This window comes from Nostoc sp. ChiVER01 (assembly GCF_034531155.1).
Taxonomy (GTDB): Bacteria; Cyanobacteriota; Cyanobacteriia; order Cyanobacteriales; family Nostocaceae; genus Nostoc.
Genome location: NZ_JAVRBS010000010.1, coordinates 78,503 through 101,391, shown reverse-complemented (window position 1 = coordinate 101,391; position 22,889 = coordinate 78,503). Strand labels below are relative to the sequence as shown.

General features: G+C 39.0%; 14 protein-coding genes and 1 pseudogene. 8 read left to right on the top strand and 7 right to left on the bottom strand.

Annotation, left to right across the window (positions count from 1 at the left end):
• Window positions 1–63: 63 nt before the first annotated feature.
• Both RMY00_RS15350 and RMY00_RS15345 read right to left on the bottom strand, forming a co-directional pair.
• Window positions 64–510 (bottom strand): annotated as a pseudogene (locus RMY00_RS15350) (rhodanese-like domain-containing protein); the annotation flags it as partial.
• Between the two features lie 763 nt (window positions 511–1,273).
• Window positions 1,274–1,459, bottom strand: a complete 186-nt coding sequence (locus tag RMY00_RS15345; protein ID WP_322648356.1) for a hypothetical protein — start codon at window positions 1,457–1,459, stop codon at window positions 1,274–1,276.
• A gap of 1 nt (window position 1,460) precedes the next feature.
• On the opposite strand from RMY00_RS15345, the gene RMY00_RS15340 reads away from it, so the two are divergent.
• Window positions 1,461–2,180 carry a response regulator transcription factor gene (locus RMY00_RS15340; protein ID WP_322648355.1) on the top strand — a complete coding sequence of 240 codons (720 nt, stop codon included), beginning with the start codon at window positions 1,461–1,463 and terminating at the stop codon, window positions 2,178–2,180.
• A gap of 429 nt (window positions 2,181–2,609) precedes the next feature.
• Here the strand turns inward: RMY00_RS15340 and RMY00_RS15335 are convergent, their stop codons facing one another.
• Together RMY00_RS15335 and RMY00_RS15330 are read right to left on the bottom strand one after the other, a co-directional pair.
• Window positions 2,610–3,206: a hypothetical protein gene (locus RMY00_RS15335; protein WP_109009055.1), complete on the bottom strand. Its 597-nt coding sequence runs from the start codon at window positions 3,204–3,206 to the stop codon at window positions 2,610–2,612.
• Between the two features lie 201 nt (window positions 3,207–3,407).
• Window positions 3,408–4,757, bottom strand: coding sequence for an OB-fold nucleic acid binding domain-containing protein (locus RMY00_RS15330; RefSeq protein WP_322648354.1), 1,350 nt, complete (start codon window positions 4,755–4,757; stop codon window positions 3,408–3,410).
• Window positions 4,758–5,195: 438 nt separating this feature from the next.
• On the opposite strand from RMY00_RS15330, the gene RMY00_RS15325 reads away from it, so the two are divergent.
• Window positions 5,196–6,167, top strand: coding sequence for an SGNH/GDSL hydrolase family protein (locus tag RMY00_RS15325; protein ID WP_322648353.1), 972 nt, complete (start codon window positions 5,196–5,198; stop codon window positions 6,165–6,167).
• A 161-nt stretch (window positions 6,168–6,328) separates the two neighbouring features.
• On the opposite strand, the gene RMY00_RS15320 is transcribed toward RMY00_RS15325, so the two are convergent.
• The gene (locus tag RMY00_RS15320; RefSeq protein WP_322648352.1) at window positions 6,329–7,411 is read right to left on the bottom strand and encodes a response regulator; all 1,083 of its coding nucleotides are present in this window, start codon (window positions 7,409–7,411) and stop codon (window positions 6,329–6,331) included.
• A gap of 1,423 nt (window positions 7,412–8,834) precedes the next feature.
• Window positions 8,835–9,326 carry a hypothetical protein gene (locus tag RMY00_RS15315; RefSeq protein WP_322648351.1) on the bottom strand — a complete coding sequence of 164 codons (492 nt, stop codon included), beginning with the start codon at window positions 9,324–9,326 and terminating at the stop codon, window positions 8,835–8,837.
• A gap of 1,727 nt (window positions 9,327–11,053) precedes the next feature.
• Between RMY00_RS15315 and RMY00_RS15310 the strand changes: the two genes are divergently transcribed.
• From RMY00_RS15310 to RMY00_RS15290, 5 genes are all read left to right on the top strand, one after another.
• Entirely contained in the window at window positions 11,054–12,283 is a 1,230-nt protein-coding gene (locus tag RMY00_RS15310; RefSeq protein ID WP_322648350.1) for a sedoheptulose 7-phosphate cyclase, read from the top strand.
• Window positions 12,284–12,287: 4 nt separating this feature from the next.
• Window positions 12,288–13,121 carry an O-methyltransferase gene (locus RMY00_RS15305; protein WP_322648349.1) on the top strand — a complete coding sequence of 278 codons (834 nt, stop codon included), beginning with the start codon at window positions 12,288–12,290 and terminating at the stop codon, window positions 13,119–13,121.
• 141 nt (window positions 13,122–13,262) lie between these two features.
• The gene (locus tag RMY00_RS15300; RefSeq protein ID WP_322648348.1) at window positions 13,263–14,291 is read left to right on the top strand and encodes a D-alanine--D-alanine ligase; all 1,029 of its coding nucleotides are present in this window, start codon (window positions 13,263–13,265) and stop codon (window positions 14,289–14,291) included.
• A 131-nt stretch (window positions 14,292–14,422) separates the two neighbouring features.
• Window positions 14,423–15,802: an ATP-grasp enzyme gene (locus tag RMY00_RS15295; RefSeq protein ID WP_322648347.1), complete on the top strand. Its 1,380-nt coding sequence runs from the start codon at window positions 14,423–14,425 to the stop codon at window positions 15,800–15,802.
• A 153-nt stretch (window positions 15,803–15,955) separates the two neighbouring features.
• Window positions 15,956–17,284 carry an ATP-grasp domain-containing protein gene (locus RMY00_RS15290; RefSeq protein WP_322648346.1) on the top strand — a complete coding sequence of 443 codons (1,329 nt, stop codon included), beginning with the start codon at window positions 15,956–15,958 and terminating at the stop codon, window positions 17,282–17,284.
• A gap of 376 nt (window positions 17,285–17,660) precedes the next feature.
• Here RMY00_RS15290 and RMY00_RS15285 read toward each other — a convergent pair whose 3' ends face one another.
• Window positions 17,661–20,246, bottom strand: coding sequence for a GAF domain-containing protein (locus tag RMY00_RS15285; RefSeq protein WP_322648345.1), 2,586 nt, complete (start codon window positions 20,244–20,246; stop codon window positions 17,661–17,663).
• Window positions 20,247–21,315: 1,069 nt separating this feature from the next.
• Between RMY00_RS15285 and RMY00_RS15280 the strand changes: the two genes are divergently transcribed.
• The gene (locus RMY00_RS15280; protein WP_322648344.1) at window positions 21,316–22,659 is read left to right on the top strand and encodes a DVUA0089 family protein; all 1,344 of its coding nucleotides are present in this window, start codon (window positions 21,316–21,318) and stop codon (window positions 22,657–22,659) included.
• The last annotated feature ends 230 nt before the right edge of the window (window positions 22,660–22,889 follow it).

Genomic DNA, 22,889 nt, shown 5'->3' with positions numbered 1-22,889 from the left:
TTGAATATTATCCTTGAGGTCACTAGCTCCTTTTTTAATGGCTTCTGTCGCGGTAGGGCCTCCCTTTGGCAGATTTTCTTGGTGATTTTTTAGGCGATCTACAACATTGTAGTCATCTGCACCTGGGGGAGTTTTTGATTCAACAATGCCTTCTGTTGGGCCACCGATAGCCTTCCATGCAGCAAGACCACCTTTGAGTTGGGAGACATGCTCAAATCCATTAGAACGCAGTTGTTGAGCGGCTTGGGCAGATTCTTCTTCGCTAGCACCATAAACGTAAATATCACGGCTTTTATCTAAAGAAGGTACTGCACGCTGTACCAATTCATCTATTGGCATTGGCATCGCTCCCATAATGTGACCTTCGTTGAAGGTGTTGCGATCGCGCACATCCAGTATCGTAAAAGCTGGTTCGCCCCATTCTAGACGAGACTTCAATGTGTGAACATCAGACTGTGATTCTATTGGTGGCTGTGGGGGAATAATGCCGCCGACTAAATTGTTAACCATAATTATCCCTGACTTGACGATATTGATAGAAATTTAACGGACTAAACATATTGAATTACTCTTTCTATGGGCTGAATTTCCTTAAAATCACTCTTGAGGTAGAGTACCTAATTCAAATATTTTATACCATTTAATACATTGCAAAATTAGTCATATTATACTATCAAAAATTGTTTTTATATTAATAGGACTTACGCAATAACTATCTGAAACTCTCATTTCTTTGTGTCCTTTGCGCCTTTGCGGTTCGTTTTTCCATTATTTTGCGTAAGTTCTGATTAAATATACTTAATATATTTAATATTATCTTTATGGTATTGAATTATTAAAATAGATTGTGAATAAGATTAAACTATTCAGCTATTAGTATAAGAATTACGTGCATTTTCAATATCTGCGATCGCTAACAATAAAGCTTTATAGCTTTTCCTAATTAAATAAGTTACATCAAAGCAAGCTCCTCGTTTGCTCTTAGGGATATTTTAAAAGTCCTCAAGCCATTCTTCTCTCTGTGTTGCACCAGTTGCTACCCTGCGGGAACGCTAAGAGCGTAGCTTGCTTCCCCGTAGGGGTACAAGTCGGGGAACCGCAAGGGCGCACTGGCTTCTCTGTGCCTCTGCGGTTAAATACAAGACTTTTTAACCGCAGAGGCACAGAGGACACAGGAGTAAAAAGAGATTTTACAAGCCACCTTGAAAGGGCTTTAAGTATTAAAGCTCATAACTATACAACAAAATTCAAAAATTATATAAACTTTATACAATCAATACTGATAAAATTTATTAGCATTACAATGGCTAAAGTTTTGATAAACTTCATGGAAGATTAATTGTAAATAGATACTACAGTAGCGATCGTACTCAGCAAAGACGCGCGTGAATACACTATTAACAAAAACACGTAAAGCAAAACTGGTGCAACGAATCGCCCAATCCACAATAGGCAGCATTATGGTTATGGTTCCCGCTACTACTCCCAAAATTCTGGTTGTCGATGACGACTTTGGTGTGCGAAATCTGGTCTATCGTTTTTTAAGTCGGAAATATCAGATAGAGTCCGCAGCAGATGGTAAGACTGCCTTATCGTTGTTTGAGCAATTCAACCCGGCCTTAGTGATTCTGGATTGGAATTTGCCGGATCTTAATGGTTATAACCTCTGCCAAGAAATGCAGAGCCGTACTAATGTTTTAGTGCTAATACTGACTAGTAGGACTGACGAAGCTGATAAAATTAAAATCTTAAGCGCAGGTGCTGATGATTTTATGACTAAACCATTTAGCCTTGCAGAAGTTGAAGTTAGAGTGGAAGCTCTTTTAAGACGGATACGCTACATCAACCCCTCCCCAACACAACGGATCATTTTTAAGCAGTTAGCAATTAACCCAGAGGGACGGGAGGTAACACTTAACGAGAAACCTCTTGCTTTAACAGCACTGGAATTTAATATCTTACATTTTTTGGCAAGTCATCCTAATCAGGCTTGGAGTCGCCCACAACTTATCCAAAAAATTTGGGGTTGCGACTACGTGGGAGATGGCCGAGTGGTTGATGTACATATTGGTCAGCTTCGCAAGAAGATGGAAGTCGATGCCAGCATACCGGAGTTTATTAAAACCGTGCGGGGCTATGGTTACAAGTTTGAAGTGCCCGACGAAAATACTCATTCCTGAGCTTGCTGATTTAAGCAGTTTTACTGAGAATTAACCGTATAGCTTGCACTAATTTAAAACTTGCTCCCAACTGATTTGGAGAAAGACTTTATCTAGTGCTAAAACCAAAAGTGCAACTACCGCCGATTCAAAATAGATGATTTTGTCTTGTCACCTGATACCAATTCACAATGGGCTAACCCCCCGCTCCGCTAACGCAATTAAAAAACTTAAATACAACAATGCTTTCAAGGTTTACATCTGTACCAAATTTTTCGTGAAATGGTATGAGTAGGTGAAGATTTTCCTTACTTTGAAATTTATAAATCCACCAAAAATTACTAAAGTGAATCTAACGGATTTAATCGATAGCCCACCCAATGTAAGGCAAACCATTGCGCCGTTTCTTCATCAACGATGGGTGTGCAGACAAGCTAATTGGGCCTTAGCTCAACCTTTTAGATTAACTTTACCCTCAAGCTTTGATCCATCTTGATGAGATAAAAATTTTTCACTACTATGATAGCTTCTTCGCCATTTTTCCAGATGCTCTATAGATATTGATTTAGATATGACGTTCACGCCATTTCCTCGCCAAGCAACTTCTGCATCTGTTGTGAAAACCCCGCATTCTAATTGATCTAGCCTTATATTCCAATATTCACTAAAGCGACCTTTCAAAGTAATGACTTGCTCAAATACTTTGTTTCTGTGTTTATTTCTTCTTTTTCTTTCAGTAGCTCCTGTTGCTTCTGTATCAATAAACTTTGTTTCAATTAAAAACAGGCTTCCTTTAAAGGTCTGATAGACAAAATCACACTTTCCTAAATCTGTGTAATCTGAAATTGGAGATTTTTCAAATAACAGTAATTCAGCGCACGAGGGAAATAAGTCTTTAATATTCAGAAATAAATAAGCTTGCAATAGAAGTTCCTTATCATAAGGAAATAAGATAACTCCTTCAAAAAATTTTTTAATGTCCTCCTGAGTTTGGGGTTGAATAATTTTACAGTATGAAACAAATTTATGTAGCTCGTTCACGATCATCAAGTTATAACTCCTTCCCCCAGTCGCAGCCTTAAGGGTCTTAGCATCAAAATATACCATCGCCTCAAGGAATTCATCATCCGCATAAGTAACTAAAAAAACTACTGCAAGCCTGGATGCTTAGGGCAATTTACAGTTGACAGTTTAGTAAAACTATTATTAAGCTGCTTTTTAGTTTTGGTGGACTCTTCGCTTCTGGCTTCAGATACCAGTCAGCGATTTGATATGAGCAGGAAAACTGGCATTTTGCAAAGCTTGAACGGTTATTCTAGAATCTTGTACGCAAAATTGCCAACCTAAGCGAACAAGTTTCCGAGAATTTTCAGTTTGTATAATTCCGATCACTGGCATTTTTGCCTTTTCTTTGTCTACTGCCTGTTCTTGCAGAATTATTTTCAAACGATGTAGTTCATCGATATTACCTGCTTGCTGGGGATTTAATTCCACCATTACCATTTGTACTGTTTCCACTGGCTCTGCATCTTCAAGAATAAATTGAGTTTGCTCGTCACGTCGATCTACTTTTCCCCAAATAATCAATCTAGTATCAACTTGGAGTAAGGAACTAATCCGTTCATAGGTTTTGGGAAAGACTACAGCTTCTGATTGTGTAGTGAGGTCTTCTATTTGCAAAATTGCCATTTGATCGCCTTTTTTAGTAACCACTTTTTTGACGTTATTCAACATGACAACTGCACAAAGTCTTGTTTCTTCTCTTTGCTCTCCTAGTTGCGAAAGGTTAATTGGAGTCAAAAGTGGTGTTATTTGCCGTAAGGATTTCAATGGATGATCTGATACATAAAAGCCTAATAATTCTTTCTCCATTTGCAACTTTTTCTGTGGTGGCAAGTCCATCACAGGTTTCGATTTTGGAGCAGTTTCAAAGGCATTATTTGCTCTATTGGTGGGAGTAGAAGAAAATCCGTCACCTAATAAATCTAAAAGATTTCCTTGACCACTAGCTCTGTCTTTAGCGCGAGATTGTGCCCAATCATACACTAATTCTAAGTCGTTAATTAGCTGTTGACGGTTGGGTTCAATTTTGTCAAAGGCTCCACAGTAAATCAACGATTCCATAGTGCGGCGGTTAACAGCTCGTAAATCCACGCGATCGCAAAAATCAGCCAGGGATTTAAATCCTGTCTCATTTCTTGCTTCCAAAATACAAGCGATCGCACTCTGTCCCACGTTACGCACCGCCGAAAATCCAAACAAAATCTTTCCTGCTGTTGGCGTAAAATCAACACCAGAACGATTAATATCTGGCGGATCTATGGAAATGCCCATATTTGTACAGTTAGTAATATATCTCTGTACCTTATCGGTATCACCACTGTTAGCTGTTAACAGCGCCGCCATATATTCTAATGGGTAATTAGCTTTTAAATATGCTGTTTGATAAGTTACATAACCATAAGCAGTCGAATGGGATTTATTGAAACAATTGGAAGCTATTAACCCATTTTTGATTGCAAAATTATGGTCATGCTCAACTCCTATATCATAGACACTTTGTTTTCCTAAATATTTGCGCGTGATTATTTTAATCATCCTACCCTACCCCCCCCAAAAAAATTTTGCCAAATTGATAAAATGATGACAATTGTAATTTATGTAATACTATAATCAAAAATTATATCACTATAAAACACTGCTATGCTATTACACAAAAATAGCCTAAATATATTAAACTTTTGGCAAACCATTAGATAGACAGTTAACAGCTATACAATTGCTGTTTTAAAGCTTATTAAACCGTTCCAATACATATTAATCCGCTTAATCAGATGCCTGGAGAGTGCTAAAAAGCAGGGGATCTGTTCGCTGGAAAGAAAAGAATTACTGAATAATAACTTTCTTTCTTCAAGTGCTTCCCCTGCTTATCCGAACGCTATTGCTTAGTACATCCCGTTTCTATACCTCTATCCAATGCCCAATGCGTCAGTTACTATCGTTGAAAAGCAACTGAGTATAAGAGGGTGTAAGTAGGTGAAAGTCGCGTTAATTGTATTTTTGGTGGTGGTTGTGGGATTGTTTGTAGTAGTCGAGATCGGACTGCGATCGCTTTTTGGCTTTGGTAATCCTCTGATTTACATTGGCGATGAGCAGATTGGTTATTTATTGGCTCCTAACCAGCGTACCCGTCGTTTTGGTAATCGCATTGAAATTAATGAGTATTCTATGCGGGGTAATCCGCTCAAGAAGACACCTACACCTTCTAGTTTGCGAATTTTATTGTTAGGGGATTCTATTGCTAATGGTGGCTGGTGGACAGATCAGACTAATACAATATCCACGATGATGATGCGTTCTCTGGCATCATCCACTAATAGTAGTTATCAGGAAGTAGAAGTGCTGAATGCTTCAGCTAACTCTTGGGGGCCAAGGAACGAGTTAGCTTATTTGCAGAAGTTTAGCAACTTTAACGCTCAAGCAGTAGTGTTGTTAATTAATACCGATGATCTCTTTGCTACTGCTCCTACATCTTTACCGATAGGACGCGATCGCAACTATCCCGATAGTAAACCGCCCCTAGCATTGATGGAAGTGTGGCAACGTTATATCGTTAAGCAACAGCCAATTCCTGAAATGGAAGCAGTGCAAAATGAAGCAGGCGATCGCGTGGGGATTAATTTGGAGGCGATCGGCAAAATTCAAGCCCTGACTCGCCAAAGTAACAGCCAATTTCTTCTAGCTATGACTCCCTTAGTGCGAGAAATTGGTGAACCAGGCCCCCGCGATTATGAAATTATTGCACGCCAGCGCTTGAACGATTTTGCTAAAGTACAACAAATTAACTATATAGACTTTTTACCGATATTCAATTCAATTACCAACCCGCAAGCTTTGTATCACGACCACATTCACCTCAACTTAGAAGGTAATAAAGTTGTCAGTGAAGCTATGGAGCGATCGCTTTTGGCAATTCTAAGGGAGATACCACTTCCTCAAAGTTACTAAAGTCATTAATGCTATCCAAAAAAAGATTTGTAGTGAGAGATTTATCGCTTCACTTAGACAATATTCTTTAACTAAAATAGTATAGCAATTCAGGTAATACTCAACCTTAAATATCCACAAAATATCTTGAATTTTGTAGAGTTATTTTTTAGACTATAAAATTAAACAATATGTTGAAATATTATTTTTAGTAAATCCCCTTGTGTAAAAGGCTTAGTTAAATAACCTGATGCTCTTACTATCTTAGCTTTAGCTCTATCTAGAAATCCTAATTTTTCTGACACCATAATCACAGGTGTATTTTTAAAATTTGAGTGTTTACGCAGCAAAGAGCAAAGTTCATACCCATCCAAATTAGGCATTGAAATATCCAACAAAATGATATCGGGTTTGGTGTGAACAATCTGCATTAAAGCCTTTAAAGAATCGGTAACTCCCACAACAGAAAATATTTGCTCATCTAAATAACTTTTAATAGTATTCAATATTGTAGGGCTGTCATCAATACAAAAGATTGTGTAGATTTTTTTATCCGCAGGTGGTTTGGTGATTTGCTGATTCCTATGTTCATTGGTATTAATAGAATAGATTGGCGGCTTATAGCCGTTTGTTGTAGACCAGTTTGGTGTCCTTTTGCTTTTAGGTTTTAGCTCATTTATTTTGAACAATTCTGAAGGGTTTGATTGAGAAGTCGGCGATGTCTGACGATAAGCCGCTTCTCTTTGGGGTGTTTGACATCGTTCAACTAGTAAACGGAGATTCAGATGACAAAATTTTGGCATGTCATCCAGAAAGCTTTCAGGAATGAATTCATAACTCCCCTGGTCTAAGTTCAGAAATGACTCCAGAACTTCTAACGCCAATTGCTCTATTAGTATCGCCGCTTGAGAGGGACTGATATATTTCTGATTGACTAACCAACAAATAGCCAAATAATCTGGATTCGGTATTGCCTGATTTTCAATACCAGTTTCAAATATCGCCCGCAACTGTTCGTGAATTTCACGAGGGAGAGTAGAAATTTGTTGACTCAAACGTTGCAAATTTCTGTAGAGTGGCTCAAACATTTTCTCTGAATAGCAGGCATAAATTAGTTTACCCTCGTCTACATATATTGACCAAGAGCCTGATGTGCTAAATACCTGCAAACAACCAGTAACCGACTTACCAGTGATTTTTTTCAACAAAGATAAAGGCTGGAGCTTTTGGAAAAATCTGTATCTACTAATCGGAAGTGTCTTCATTAGGATGGTTTGGGAATAAAATTAAGATTTGTTTGCACGTAAAATTAGTGAATTACCTTTTCAGAATTCACTGCGACTTTGTTGGAAGCACTATCAGATAAATATAGCGGTCACATTTGAGTTAGTACAGAGATTCCACACCCCCCAACTCTTAATTCACCAATCTCTGTTAAGCTATAAAGCACGAGTCACAAATAAACCAATCCATGTTATTGCCCAATGGCAAAATGGCCTGACTGGTTGCCAGGATATAGTATTTCAAAAATTAGATTGGTTTTCTGTATCTTTCGCTAATCTAGCCAATCTAACAGTAACTTAAGTGCAACGCATACACCATTGGCTCTCGCCCATCAGTCACAAAAGCATCATTGGTATCCGTATTTAGCAGCCTAAAATTGTAGATACACTTTAGTTTTCGTGCCAAAGTTGTTTTGCTTCTAATGCTAAATAGAAAACAATCAAAATCTACTGTAATCTAGATGAAAATGGCTTTAAATCAAGGCTTTTGAGCATTAAATCCGCGCTTACGAACTATGTTTTTGCAGTCGTGACGAAAGTCATCAGATACTTTTGCTAGAAGTTTATTCTTGAGTGTAACTTTTTCAAGAAAAAATGTATTATTAGAAACTAAGCATTAAAAAAGTTAAATGTCTTACTTAGGTTTGTGATTGTAGAGCAACCCTTAGTCTTAGGATTGGGTCAGGGCAAACGCATCTAAAGTATAATAATCCTTTAATAGCAAAGGTTTCGGCGTTTTTTAATTTAGCCTATTTTGTCGTCAAGATCCTTATCTAGCAAGGGTTTCATAAATACCGTGCGTTAGCTCTGGGGATTGGGTAAGATTCTCACTTGCACAACAAGAATGGTAAACCTCCTACTAAGGATAAGTTAGCTGGTAATTGCCGCTCTGATGGTGTGTGGTGAGATGCAACGGGCAACCAAATCAGCAGAAGGGAATTTCTTCATAATTACTGGAGACGGTTTCTAATGTTGTGTGGCGCTAAATAGTCACCCTGCACAATTTGAAGTAATAAATTCAAGAACTTGCAGCGAAATTCTTGATTGCTAGTACATACCTGCAAAATAGCTCTTTTTTGCTAGATGGTAGATAACAAGTAAGTAACCACTAAAATTCAGGTTACTATAATTTTCAAAAAAAGTTTGCATAAATATCTAAACTTCATAATAAATCAGTAAAGGAAACATGAAAACTAATTAATATTATTTTTCAGTATTTATTTTCTCGGATGTCCGGGAAGGCTGAGAATGTACAGTTAAAGATAATTTTGTATATTTATAGAAAATTGTCCCCAATCGCATTTATTCATAAGGTATTTTTAGCAAAAAGACGCAAAGAATTACTTTGCGTCTTTGGTGTGAGATTTAGAAGTGGGAAGTCTCACTGTTAAAATTCTCCATCTACTTAAAATTGCTCCCGCCAGCACCAGCTTAAAAGTGTACCACCTGCTACCAGCTTAACTATTTCTAGTACCCAATAACTGCCGTGCAGTATATTCATTGTCGATGGAATAGCAGCAGCAGCTTCAAATAGGTTAAGTTGAACTCCTATGGCGCACATCTGCGGAGTTAAGAAATAGGTGTCAAGCACAGCTATAGTTAACAGCAGTACAGATAAAACAATACTGCCAATACTCCAGTGATATCGGGTTTTACTCAAAGCTAGCGCCCCAGTCAGGACTATCGCAGCAGATAATAATTCCATTCGATTGAAGTTCCAAAAAATCGTATAGCCTGCTGTTGTAAAACCAGCTTGGCTCATCATGCCAGAAAGATAAAGGCTAGGCATAATTACCCAGTCTAAAAGTAGACTAGCACTGAGCCAAAAGCCCAAAGTCAATATGATGGCAGTTTGCCAAATTGGTCTCTTGAATTGAAAGTTTGAAATAGCAGTCATAAAATAATTGCGTGTGTTGTATTTCTTTAGTTTGTAACTTTACTAGCAGTTTGACAAGAAATATCAACTAACCTTTACAAAGCGATCGCTCTGAAATTATGAACTCAATCCCAAGATTTTTTAAACTAAATTAAAAAATATTAAGTTTTTTTAAAAAGTAATCTAAATAAACTTTGCCTGTTAGAAATACTCAATTTTTTATGTCGAAAGTAACTAAGCGATCGCGGCAACTGGAATGATAAATAATAGGTTCAAGTTTAAATTGATACACAGACAGATTGCCAAAATCCTTAATTTGCTACAGCCTACTGCTTTCTGGAGCATCTACTCTGGCTTCCATAAGTCAGCAAAAAAATTTCATTTCAATATATATATTCAAGCGTTGCAGAACGGTGAGATGAATTGGGGCAAGCTGGCGTTACACGAGAAGCAGGAGGAGAATTTTGGAAGTTGCTAAATTATTCTGCAACTATGCAACTCCAGCCAGTTTAGTAAAAATTTTAATTCTATACAAAACTAATTTTGGCGGTTTTTCATAATATCACGTTCAAATGAATTAATTTCATCTTCTTTAGTAAATATCTATCTTTAGACATACTTTATTAAAAAAAGATTGTTATGAAGTACACTTCGCATGGCGGATTGACTTAAAGATATTTACATATGTTATGATTTCTATGGTCTAATGTTATGATTTATGTTGTGATTTTAATTTACCCATTGGTAAGTTATTTGCTAAATTAAGCTAAATAGTCTAATTTAGAACTTTAAAGAGCAATTCAAGCAAACTTAGAATTTTTAAGAGACAACCGTTCCTTAAATAAAGTTAAAGTTTTGTTACTAATGACTCAGATATTTTTAACTTCTGAATTTTTAGGAGTTACCGAAGTAGGTATGTTGAATACTAAGCATTAACTTGATTGAATGAAAAAAGAATTCTACTGCGATTCTGAAGAGAGTGTAATGAGTCATATTCGTTTTTAACCATTTTATGGTTTAAGACTAAAACTAAACAAACAGCTATCTGAGAATTAATCATGCCTGTAATTTTAAATGTCAGCCTGGAGATAGATAATATGATTAGTTTACTAAAATAGGACTTTTGCAAAGTTTAATGGTTGGAAAGTTGCTAAAGACAAACATAGTGGAGTTTAAAAAAATTCAGATAAACTTCCTAAAAGTCCACTGTTATTCTGAAGCAAATAGAATATAGCGAGTTTAGTGATGTAGGGTTTGATACCAATGGTGAAAAACAGCGAACTTACGATTAATCAAGGTTCTAATCTCAAATTTAAGCTTGGAGATAAACGATACAATAAGTTTTCTAGGCTAGAATTTTTGCGGAATCGTACAGTTGGAAAGCCACTAAAGTTAAACTATAGTGGAATAAATCTCAATTAAGATAAATTTTCCTCTTACTATAGTCAATAATCTTAAAAGAAAGAATGCAAGTATTATGGCGAAATCTTGCTAGAGGGGCATTTGACTAGTTTAGAGGCTATCTTAAATTACAGACTAGCCCACTTACAGAATTTACTCTAATGAATGGTGTTATTTAATAACATTGCCAGTCATAAATATAAATAAGCTTTTTTATTGAAAGCTTATTTAATCATGTCTCTAATCTCAAACAATAAAGAGCATAATCTCCTGCTGGCATAGATTAGGGTAAATCGGAATTATTACCGAAATCTCACAACTTTTTAATTGGAACAAGGTCAACACACATGAATAAAGTTCAAGCATCATTTGAAGCTACAGAATCTGCGTTTCACGTCCAAGGTTACGAAAAAATCGATTTTAGTCTCGTGTATGTGAACGGTGCATTTGATATTAATAACAGAGAAATAGCAGATAGCTATGCAAAATTTGGTCGCTGTCTAACTGTAATTGATGCCAATGTCCATGAACTTTATGGCGATCAGATCAAGTCATATTTTAGACACTATGACATTGAACTGACAGTATTTCCGATCATTATTACGGAGACAGCTAAAACCCTGGCAACTTTTGAAAAAATTATTGACGCTTTTTCCGACTTTGGCTTAGTTCGTAAAGAACCAGTCTTAGTTGTCGGTGGTGGTCTAATTACTGATGTGGCTGGGTATGCTTGTGCTTCTTACCGTCGCAAGAGCAACTATATCCGCATTCCTACCACGTTGATTGGTTTAATCGATGCAGGTGTAGCGATTAAGGTGGCAGTTAATCATCGTAAGGAAAAAAATCGCTTGGGAGCATATCATGCACCTTTGAAAGTGATCCTCGATTTCTCATTTTTGAAAACCTTGCCAACGGCTCAAGTTCGTAATGGGATGGCAGAGTTGGTGAAAATTGCTGTAGTGTCTAACTCTGAAGTCTTTGAACTGCTATACGAATATGGCGAAGAACTTCTTTCCACTCACTTTGGACATGTAAATGCAACACCGGAAATTAAAGAGATTGCTCATAAAGTCAACTACGAGGCAATCAAAACCATGTTGGAGTTAGAGACTCCTAACTTGCATGAAATAGACCTTGATCGCGTCATCGCCTACGGTCACACTTGGAGTCCTACCCTAGAATTAGCACCTCAGATACCCCTATATCATGGTCATGCGGTCAATATAGATATGGCTTTGTCTGCAACCATTGCAGCACAACGGGGCTATATTCCAACACAAGAGCGCGATCGCATCCTAGACTTGATGAGTCGTATCGGTTTATCACTCGACCATCCTCTACTAGATGGAGATTTGCTCTGGGATGCTACCCAGTCTATAAGCTTGACACGAGATGGCAAACAACGCGCAGCTATGCCTCGTCCGATTGGTGAGTGCTTCTTTGCCAACGATCTAACTCGTGAAGAACTCGATGCTGCTTTAGCTGAACACAAACGTCTTTGTGCTAAATACCCTCGTGGCGGTAAAGGTGTTGACGCATATATTGAAAATCAAGAAGCCAAGCTAGTAGGGGTTTGAAAATATGACGAGTGTTTTAGGACGAGAAACAGCTAGACCGATAACGCCACATAGCATCTTAGTAGCGCAGCTACAGCAAACCCTCAAATTAGCAGAAGAAAACAATATTCCCGTAGAGATATTAAATTCTTTGCGGCAGGGAGTTCAATTAGCGGCGGGTTTAGATCCCTACTTGGATGATTACACCACCCCCGAATCGAGCGCATTGACAGCATTAGCGCAAAAAACAAGCATTGAAGACTGGAGCAAACGCTTCAGCGATGGTGAAACAGTGCGTCAACTAGAGCAAGAAATGCTCTCAGGACATCTAGAAGGACAGACATTGAAAATGTTTGTTCATATCACCAAAGCAAAGCGCGTTCTAGAAGTAGGAATGTTCACAGGGTATTCAGCTTTAGCAATGGCAGAAGCATTACCAAGTGATGGGCAACTTATCGGTTGCGAAGTAGATCCCTACGTTGCCGAATTTGCTCAAGCTTGCTTTAATGAGTCTGCCCACGGCGACAAAATCGTTGTGGAAGTAGCACCTGCGCTAGAGACACTCCACAAGCTGGCTACCAGAAATGAAGTATTCGATCTAATCTTCATTGATGCGGATAAAAAAGAGTATGTAGATTACTTCCAGATCATTTTAGATAGTAACTTACTGACTCCCGACGGTTTAATCTGTGTGGATAACACTTTGTTGCAGGGACAAGTTTATTTACCACCCGAACAACGCAGCGCCAACGGTGAAGCGATCGCTCAGTTTAACCGTGTTGTCGCCACCGATCCTCGTGTAGAGCAAGTTCTCTTACCTATCCGAGATGGTATAACCCTGATTAGACGCGTTGTGTAATCAAAAGATCAGCAGAGAAGTCTAAGCCTTGGCTTAGACTTCAAAAGAATAATTTTTCGCTTGCTTCCTCATCTCTCCTGAAGCTATTTTTTGCGATCACAGTTGTTATACAAAGTACAGCAGTACTTAAGAAGATGAATCATGCCAGTACTTCGTATTCTTCATTTAGTTGGATCTGCATATAATGATTTTTACTGTCAGTTGTCACGCAATTACGCCCAAAGCTGTCTGGTAGCTACAGCAAATCCATCGCTCTATGAGTTTCTGATTGCATACATCACACTTGATGGGCAGTGGCGATTTCCTTCCTCTCTCAGCCCAGAAGATATTGCTGTCGCTAAACCGATGTCTCTATCAGATGCTATACAGTTTATAACAGCGCAAAACATTGACCTAATGTTGCCACAAATGTTTTGTGTCCCTGGAATGACTGACTATCGGGCATTATTCGACTTGCTAAAGATCCCTTATATCGGCAATACTCCCGATGTGATGGCAATCACGGCCCACAAAGCCAGAACCAAAGCAATTGTCGCAGCAGCAGGGGTGAAAGTGCCTTCTGGAGAATTGCTCCGCCAAGGAGACGTTCCGACAATTACACCTCCAGTAGTCATCAAACCCGCCAATGCCGACAACTCTCTAGGAGTGTCCTTAGTCAAAGAAAAGAGTGAGTATGACGCTGCCTTGAAGAAAGCATTTGAATTTGCGGATGAAGTAATTGTAGAAACATTCATTGAAGCCGGTCGAGAAGTCAGATGCGGCGCCATTGTCAAAGATGGGGAGTTAATCGGTTTACCCCTTGAAGAGTATCAGATAGACTCCCAAACCAGACCCATCCGCAGCTATACTGACAAATTCAAAATACCAATCGAGGGCGACTTGGCTTCAACTGCTAAAAATTATGTCCCAGGTTGGATTGTAGATATTAATGACCCAATCACCCAAAAAGTTCAGCAAGAAGTTAAGAAGTGTCATTTGGCTTTAGGCTGTCGCCATTATAGTTTATTTGACTTCCGGATCGACCCACAAGGACAACCTTGGTTCTTAGAAGCCGGGTTATTTTGTATTTTTGACCATAACGCGGTGATTGCCAGTACGGCGAACGCAGCCGGAATTCCTTTAAATAAGTTATTTATGACGGCAATCAATGAAGCGTTGAGCGCGAACTGATATCCGGCAAATCACCTTTTTAGCTTTTTTCTAATTTGGAATAGCACAAGGTCTTCGCTAGCGACAAGTAATAGAACTCGAATCTAGATTATTTGAGTCAAATAAGCATATATCATGTCACAATTACAACTATGAAGGAGAAGGTTTTTGCCATATTCCAAAACTTGGGTACTCTTGCATTATTGGCGATCGCGTTTCCCTTTAACTGCACCGTAGTCCTTGCATTGCTGCTGTGGAATTTTTTCAGCCGATCAAATGCTAATCTTGTGGTTTTGAACAAAAATCCTAAAAATATCTTGATCGGTGGTGGTAGAATGACCAAAACCCTTCTACTGGCACGGTCATTTCATGCTGCCGGGCATAGAGTCATTTTATTTGATCTTGACAAATACTGGTTCAGTGGTTATCGATTTTCTAACTCTGTGGCTGCCTTTTACACAGTTCCTGACTCGCAAGAAGACTTAGAAGGCTATACTCAAGCCGTGCGGGCGATCGCTAAAAAAGAAAATATAGATTTTTTTGTCCCGGTAGGCATTTTTGCTGCCAGCTACTTTGACTCTGAGCGCAAGCCAGTGTTATCAGGCTATTGTGAGAATTTCCACTTCGATGCTGATACAATGAGTATGCTGGATAACAAGTTTACCTTTGCAGAAATTGCCCGCTCACTGTCGCTATCTGTCCCAAAAACCTTTTTAATTACAGATTCCGAACAAGTTCTTAAATTCGACTTTGCCAACGAAAAGCGCAAGTACATTCTTAAAAGTATTGTCTATGACTCTGTTTTACGCCTGGATTTGACCAAGCTACCAATGGAGTCTCTCGAAAAAATGGCGCTTCATATTAAAAGTAAGCCAATTAGTAAAGATAAGCCTTGGATATTGCAAGAGTTTATTCCCGGAACAGAATATTGTACTCACAGTACGGTGAGAAATGGCGAATTAACGGTACACTGCTGCTGCAAATCATCTGCTTTTCAAGTCAATTATGAAAATGTTGATTGCCCAGAAATTAAAGAGTGGGTGAGTCATTTTGTCAAAGAACTACAACTGACTGGACAAATTTCTTTTGACTTCATTCAGGCGGAAGATGGAACGATTTATGCGATCGAGTGCAACGCTCGCGCTCACTCGGCAATTACAATGTATTACAATCATCCAGGTTTAGCAGATGCCTATCTTAGCAAAGAGCCTCCATCTGAACCTCTGCAACCTCTGAGTAATAGTAAGCCTACTTATTGGATTTATCACGAACTTTGGCGACTTAATGAAATTAGATCGTTAAAGCAGTTGCAAAAGTGGTTTAAAAATATTTGGCGAGGAAAGGATGCAATCTTTGAAGTAAACGACCCATTACCGTTCTTAATGGTACATCACTGGTACATTCCTTTACTATTACTCGATAGTTTGCGCTCCTTTAAAACTTGGGTAAGGATCGATTTTTGCATTGGGAAACTCATACAGTTTGGAGAAGACATAAAATATAAAACCTCTATCTCTGCAACCCCTGAGTGATAATAAGCCTATTTATTGGCTAGCTCACGAACTTAGAGACTTAATGAATTAAATCATTAAAAAGGAAGTAAGGGCAGGATCGCATCTCCTTGTCTCTTTAATCTCTTCCTATATACCAGCCACTGATTCCACTATCATGTCAAAATTCTAACTATGAGAAAGCATATTTTTGTAGTGTTCCAAAATTTGGGCACTCTTGTATTACTAGCACTGGCATTTCCTTTAAACTGTATTGTCGTTTTAACTTCGTTATTGTGGAACTTTGTTAAGCAACCATTCGGTAAGTCAATTGTTGTTAACCCCAATTCCAAAAATATCTTGATTGCTGGCGCGAGAATGACCAAAACTCTTCAGCTAGCGCGTTCATTTCATGCTGCTGGGCATCGAGTTATTATAATTGACATTGAAAAATTCTGGCCAAGTGGTAATAAATATTCCAACTCTGTTGCAGGTTTTTACACTGTTCCCGATCCAAGCAAAGACTTAGAAGGCTATGTTGAAACCTTACACGCGATCGCCAAAACAGAAAAGATCGACTTTTTTATCCCGGTAGCGATTTTTTCCGTCATCCACTTTGATCGAGGCAAGTCACCCTTACCAGACAGTGTAGAGTTTTTCCACTTCGATGGTGATGTCACGAAGATTTTAGATGATAAGTTTGCCTTTGCTGAAACAGCGCGATCGTTCGGTTTATCTGTCCCCAAATCCTTTAAAATTACCGATCCCGAACAAGTCATCAATTTTGACTTTTCTCAGGAGAAGCGCAAATACATTCTTAAAAGCATCCCCTACGATCAAATACGTCGCTTGAATCTCACCAAGCTACCTTGCGATACCTCATCAGAAACAGCAGCATTTGTCAATAGTCTACCCATCAGTGAGGAGAACCCCTGGATTATGCAGGAATTTATTCCTGGAAAGGAATACTGCACTCACACTACCGCGCGAGATGGAGAGTCAAGAATGTACTGTTGCTGTGAGTCATCCGCCTTTCAAGTCAATTACGAAAACGTTGATAGCCCAGAAATTATGCAATGGGCGAGTCATTTTACCAAAGAACTGGGAAAAACCGGGCAACTTTCCTTTGACTTCATCCAAGCAGAAGACGGAACTGTTTACGCGATTGAGTGTAACCCCCGTACTCACTCCGCCATTACTATGTTTTACAATCATCCAGGAGTAGCGGATGCCTATCTTGGTAAAGAGCCTCTAGCTGAATCTTTGCAGCCTCTTGCTGATAGTAAGCCAACCTATTGGCTGTACCACGAAGTTTGGCGGCTGAATGAAATTAGATCGTTTAAGCAACTGCAAACCTGGTTAAGAAACATCAGGCGGGGGAAAGAAGCAATTTTTGAGGTGAGCGATCCCTTACCCTTCCTGATGGTACATCACTGGCAGATTCCCTTACTCATTCTCGACAACTTACGAAGACTCAAAGGTTGGGTAAGAATAGATTTTAATATGGGCGAGCTTATAGAATGATACCAATCCGCATTCTAAAGCCTAATCTAGTATGCTCCACATGACCGAAAAATTCGCAATGGGCAACTCTTGGAGACGCTAAAAGCGAACGCCCCGCTATGCTAATGCAGTGACGCTCCTTCTCTGCGAGACGCTGCGCTAACGCTATTCGCAATTGTGGACGTAATTGATAATTGATTCATTTAGGGTATAGAGCAAATAATTTTAATTGATTTCTACTTAGTATAGAAGGATGCTTTTAAAAATAATAATTAAAGGTTTGTGGTGAGGGCTGAAACCCTCTGGTGCATCCGCTACATTTAAGTTATTTTTGGCAATAGCACTCACTATTGTTAAATGTAATTCTTTCACAGGAATGGAGCGGCAGAAATGGCACTTATTTTTCCTGAAACGTCCAAACTCCTTCATCCCAATCTGATTCTGTTGGAGGTGACTGTAACCAGTGCTGACAACGTAACAGATGCAACATAGCAGCTTTATCATGGTTATCTGCTGCCAAAACTAGGGCAAATTCAGCTCTAGCACGGTTAAAATCGCGTTTGAGGTAATACTCGCGCCCTTTGTGATAATGTTCAATCACTTGCAATTTTTCGCTTTCAATAGGGTTGGAACGCAAACCCAGTAATTCATATATGGCTAATGGCTCATTTCTACCCTTGACACGAATGTAATCTAGTTCCCTAGCCCAAATCTGATCTTTGCATGGCTTAAAAGTGTTATCGCTAATAATAATATCGCAACCATACTGTTTACTAACACTTTCTAATCGAGAGCCAAGATTAACGCCATCGCCAATGGCGGTAAATTCCATCCGCTTACTAGAGCCGATATTCCCACTAATCACGGTATCAGAATTGATGCCAATGCCGATCTTGATTCTAGGCTTATCATCTCTATAGCGACGTTGATTAAATTCGTGCAGACGATGGCGCATTTCTAAAGATGTTTGCACTGCCATCCAAGCGTGTTCTTCTAATGGTAAGGGAGAACCAAACACAGCCATGATCGCATCGCCGATATATTTATCAAGAGTGCCTTTATGTTTAAAGACTGCCTCCACCATTGATTCAAAATATTCATTGAGCATACTCACCACTTCTTCTGCTTCTAAGTTTTCCGTTAAAGTGGTATAGCCGCGAATATCGGAAAATAAAATCGAAACTTCTTTACGATCGCCTCCTAATTTAGCGTCATCTAATTTCAGCAATTCTTCGGCTAATTCCTGGGTCATGTAGCGGTACATCGTACTCTTGAGCCGCTTTTCATCACTGATATCTTCCATCACTACCAGCGCCCCCCGGACTTGCTCTTGATCGCTAGCGTCAGCGATTGTATTAATCGATAAATTGATACTGTGCTGTTCTGTACCAGTAGTTAAGAGTGTGCGATCGGGGTAATATTGCTGGCGGCCTTTTAAATCGGCTGCATGTAAAGCATCCTGGTACCACTTGCTAAAGTCACCTTCTTTGATGCCGATCGCATCAGTAACTAATTTACCTTCTAAACGTTCTTCTGCCTCCAGTCCTAGCATACGCTTGGCACTTTCATTGGCAGCAATAATTAACCCAGCTTTATCAGTAGAAACTACTCCATTGGAAAGACTACGCAAAATATCCCGTTGCATTTGTTCTTGTTGCTTGACTGTGGCAAACAACTGGGCATTTTGCAGCGCTACTCCCGCTTGAATATTAAAAGCTTCCATAAATTCTTCATCGTTGCGATCAAAGCTAGCTTGGAAGCAGTCGGGAGCTTTGGGCCACTCAGCTGGATTATAAGGTGGAAAATCTCCAGTTTTCTTTTTATTTACAAGTTGGGTAACGCCAATCAGTTCTTGATCGGCGTTAAATACTGGCATACAAAGCAAGCTACAGGTGCGATAGCCATTTTGCTGGTCGAGTTGTTTGGCAGTATCAGAATCAGGATGGTGGTACAAATCAAAGGCAATATTCAGTTTCTTACCAGAAGCCGCTACTATACCAGCAAAGCCTTTACCTACGGGGACTCGTAACTCCTTAGTTGAACCATCATCTTGGGTGATTTTCGTCCATAATTCATGGCGATCGCGGTCTATTAACCATAGTGTACTGCGATCGGCATTCATCAGTTCTTTGGCTTCATCCATCACCCGCTTTAGAGTGTCTTCTAAGTCGAGGCTGCTTTGAGATAGAGACTTGATCGCCTTCATTAGCGCCGCCACTGCTCTTTGTTTTTGAGTGGCGACATAAAAAGAGCGCGAGGATTCTAAAATCAAGCGAATCGATGGAGCAAATTCTTGAAATAATTGTTCGTCAGCACGGATAAAGCCTTTGGTATCAATGCGCTCTGCAAGTGGAACATCGGGATTATTCCCATATTTTAATTTATTCAGTAATTGTACTACCGCAACTAACTGTCCATGTTCATTTAATAATGGCAAAGCCAGCATAGTGTAGGTGCGGTAGCCAGTTCTTTTTTCTTGTTCTTGGGCAAAATGCGATCGCGGATCGTTATAAAAATCAAAGGGAATATTAATAACTCGCTTGAAGGTGGCGACTTCCCCAGCAATGCCTTTATCGGCGGGGATGCGAATTTCTAAAGAGCGATCGCCCTCCCCCTCAGCTAGAATTGACCAAAGTTCTTGTTTTTCTTCATCCAATAAAAATATCGTCGTCCGGTCTGCCCCCAGCAATTCTCCGGTTTTCAAGGTAATCGAATGCAACATTTCTTGCAGAAGAGTTTCAAATCCCTGAGAATCCAGCATTGATAGGGTTTGATGGACAATCTGTAATTTTTGCTCGACATCCTGAACGACCTGTTTAAAAGTATCTTGAGTCAGAGGAGCAAGAAACGTAGAAAAAGTTCCTTGTCTTGTGGCAAGAGCACCCACAGGAGCAGAATTTGCTTGTAATTCGAGGTTTTCTTGGTTGTGAACACCAATAATTAAATCGGTGGTCTCCCCACAACTTCCTTGATACACTGACATAATAGGTTTTTTATATAGCAGGATGAGACTTTAGATGTAACAATGCAATTAAATTTATGTAAGTAGTGCTAAAAGCAACAGTTCCTTAATGTTATCCATAGTTTAATCGCTTGTTTAGCTAGCGTCATCCTGGAAAGCAAGGTGGAAGTCAATTACTTATAACTACAGTACAGATACAGTAATACTCCGAACCCTTGCTACGATTACACATAAGTCTTCAGGCGATCATTAACTTTGTATTGAAAAGAAGTCATAAATCAATGAAGAGGATAAAGGGCAGGGGGCAGAGGGAAGAACCCCATACATAAATGTAGGGCTGCTGGAACAAGAACGTATTATTTTTCGCGTTTGCGCTTCTCTGCAAGACGTTTCTCTTTGCAGAAAGGCTTGTCTGCGACACGCTCCGCGTAGCTTGCTTCCACGAAGTGGTACGCCAACGCGAACGCGCACCACGAAAATAATTTCAAAAATCCAAACGGACTTATATAAAATTTATGTAAAGCTTAAGTGTTATGAAGCTCAAAAACGCTTTTGATAATATATAAATTTAACTTATGTATTTTAAAATTCATTTCTGTAATAGAAAAATGTTAATTTTACAAAATAAAAACGATATTGAAACCTAACTTAACGAGAATATTGCATTTATCTAAAAAATCTCGTCACTTTTTCTCAAAAAACAGTAGGTTTCAAAAAAAACTTAATTAAAATTTATAAATATTGTTAACAGTATTAGAAATTCAAAAGATTAAATTTTTAAGATTTTATAATGAAGTTGACGTAAATTTTAGTTCATGATAGTTAAGTAATTACAGCGATTACAGCAATTACATCTAAGTTAGATATGGGAAAATAATTAAAATAAATTTTGACACAATTACTTACCATTTACATAATCAATAATTAACCTAATTAACACCAATATTTTTTCATCAACACTGATATTAATTAGGTTAATAATAACACTAGTATTTAGACTTAGAGTTTTAAGTAATCTAAATTGAACTTATAAAGAGTTCTGTCACTGAGGCCAAAGTTAGGCATTATTTAGAAATTCAGGAAAAATAATATGGCAGTTATTTTCGGCACTACAGATCCTGACACCAGAAATGGGACATCGGGAGATGACACGATATATGGCTGGGCTAATGGTGGTAATGCCAATAGTTTGTCTGGTAATGATACCTTAAATGGTGCAGATGGTAATGATAATCTATTTGGCGGGACGGGAAACGACAGTTTAATCGGTGGAATTGGCAATGACACACTTGATGGTGGCTTGGGTAATGACAGCTTGAATGGGGGAGTAGGCGACGATACTTACATCATTGACAGTGCTACTGACACCATTACCGAGGCTAATAATTCAGGCATAGATACCGTCCGGTCTTCTGTCCCCTATAAACTGGGTGCCAATCTGGAAAACCTGAGACTGAGGGAAGGTAGCCCTATCAACGGGACAGGTAACAGTCTTAATAACATAGTATTTGGTAATACTTCTAACAACACTCTGAATGGAAGAGCAGGCGATGACACGCTAGATGGTAATAATGGCAATGATACCCTCAATGGTAACGAGGGCAATGATAGTCTCCAGGGCGGGCCCGGTAATGATGTACTCAATGGGGGGCCTGGAAACGACATCCTCATCGGTGTTTTCCCTGGCAGTCCTCTTCCACCTGGATTAGGGGAGGCTGATACTTTAATCGGCGACGTTGGACTAGATACATTTGTCCTTGGGGATGCGGCAAATGTTTTCTACGATGATAAAAACACTACGAATGCTGGTTTCGGGGACTTGGCTACTATTACTGACTTCAATACTAGTGAAGATAGAATAGAACTAAAAGGCTTGCCAAAAAACTACCGCTTGCAATCTGTTGGAGCCAATACACAAATATTTTTAGACAAACCTGGAGCAGAGCCAGATGAGATCATAGGTATTGTGCAAGGAGTAGTAAACCTTAGACTTGAGAGTGACAATTTTCTTTTCTATGAACCGGAAAATCCTGGACAAGCTACAAACAATACACTAGCCAGTGCTGAAAAATTAGGTTCTCTATCATCAGGCTCAGACCTTAATCTCTCAGGTGAGTTAGTAACAGTTCAACCGGGAGACAATCCCGATTTCGATTTTTTTACATTTTCTCTAGCAAATCCAGGGACTGTGACTATCACTGCGGCGACAACAGATGATACAGTGATCGGACTGTTTAACAATGCTGGTATTTTACTACAAAGTGATGACGATAGTGGCCCCGACTTTGGATCATTAATCACTGCTTCATTAGGTGCTGGAACCTACTCTGTTTCAGTGAGTAAATATGCTTTCTTTCCCCAAGATGGCGGAACTTTCTCTGGTTCTAGTGATAGCAACCCTGCTCCTTATACGCTAGAAGTCAGTTTAGCATAAGAATGTTGTTAAGTTAAGGAAGTACTGCATTATAAGGCTGATTGAGGGACACGACCATGTGTCCTCCCTTCAGGAATAAAAGACTATTTCTAAGCTAAGTAGACAACCATAATAAACAGAAAATAAAATCCTAGTTCATAGTGAGCTATTCATAGCTCAAAACTACAAGCTTTAATTTATTGAAACCGAGCTACTTAGTATCCATTGCTCATTTCAATCGAGAAGCTCTA